This window comes from Bathymodiolus heckerae thiotrophic gill symbiont (assembly GCF_900180345.1).
In the GTDB taxonomy this organism is placed as follows: Bacteria; Pseudomonadota; Gammaproteobacteria; order PS1; family Pseudothioglobaceae; genus Thiodubiliella.
Window position 1 is genome coordinate 1 of record NZ_FXLV01000099.1, and the last position, 1,263, is coordinate 1,263.

General features: G+C 42.7%; 1 protein-coding gene. It reads right to left on the reverse strand.

The features are described from left to right. Positions 1-1,263, reverse strand: a 1,263-nt coding sequence (locus CRYPD_RS07675; RefSeq protein ID WP_171004406.1) for an inverse autotransporter beta domain-containing protein, incomplete at both ends; no start/stop codon positions are given.

Sequence of the window (1,263 nt, forward strand, 5' to 3'; positions counted from 1 at the left end):
GCCACTAATAGCACTAGCAGTAATACCTGCAGCATCATCATCTGCTAGAGTAACAGCTACACTAGCAATACTAACAGCATTGTAGCCAGTATCAGGGCTGTTGGCTCTGTGACTAATAGTAACTGATTCATTGGTAGTGTTAGCGTCATTTACACCTGTAACTGTCACAGTCTGAGGCGTTGCCCAGTTAACCATGGTAAAGGTGAGTGCTGAGCTAACCGTCGCAGCATTAGTATTATTACTCGTTGGGGTAACAACCACATCGGCAGTTGGTGCATCATTAAGTACCAGTGTGTAAGTATTAGTGCCTGCTTCACCCACGGTTAATGAGGATTGTGAAGCACTTACACCTTGCTCTGCTACATCGGTAACACTAATATCAATACTTTGAGTAGTTGCTAAGCCTTTAGCGTCTGTTGCAGTAGCTGTAAAGATGTAAATGTTGTTAGTATCGCTATCAGCTGGAGATTCATAATCCGGGACTGGGTTAAAGCTAACCACACCTGTTGATGAGTTAATACTAAAGTCAGCAGCATCTGTGCCACTGATAGAGTAAGTAATAGTTTGTTCGTCTGTAGCTACTATAGTAATAGCTGTGGCTGTATTCTCAGCAACACTGGCAGTAGCACTTGAAGTAAACACTGGCGCTATGTTGTTAAGTAGTTTCTCGATCTTAATCTGTTTGCTACGCTTAACCATATCAAGAGTAGCTAAGCTCATCATAGCTCTTGCTCTAAATGGTTGATCATCTAGCGCGAAGTTAGTAGCCTTCTCATTGTCATCGAATGGTAGTTTAATACTTAAGATGCCGTAGCTTCTCTTCTCGCTAGTGTTAGAGTCTTCTTGACCAAACTCAAAGCTGATTGATGGAGATAGTTCAATCTCTACACCTAGTACATTACCTGAGATGTTATCACCTACAGTTTGATCCCAGTAGTAATGCGTACCTTTGATGGTCGCCCAAGGAGCGTAAGGCATCTGACCTGTTAGATTGATGTCGTGTCCAGGCAATGCTTCTTCAGTGTAATCACCAATCACCATCTTGTCTGAGATTGGGTAGTACTTGTTAGCAGTGGCACTAAAGTTACTTCTCTTATACTCAAGACCTAGTGATGCACGCTTATGTTTAGATGAATCTTCATAGTCAAAAAACGCATTGATACCTGCAATGGCACGCTGATCTTCTACTAGGTAGCGCTGTCCAATACCTAGGTTAATGGTGTTGCGACGCTTACCTTCGTTCTCACCAGAAAACACTGAGCC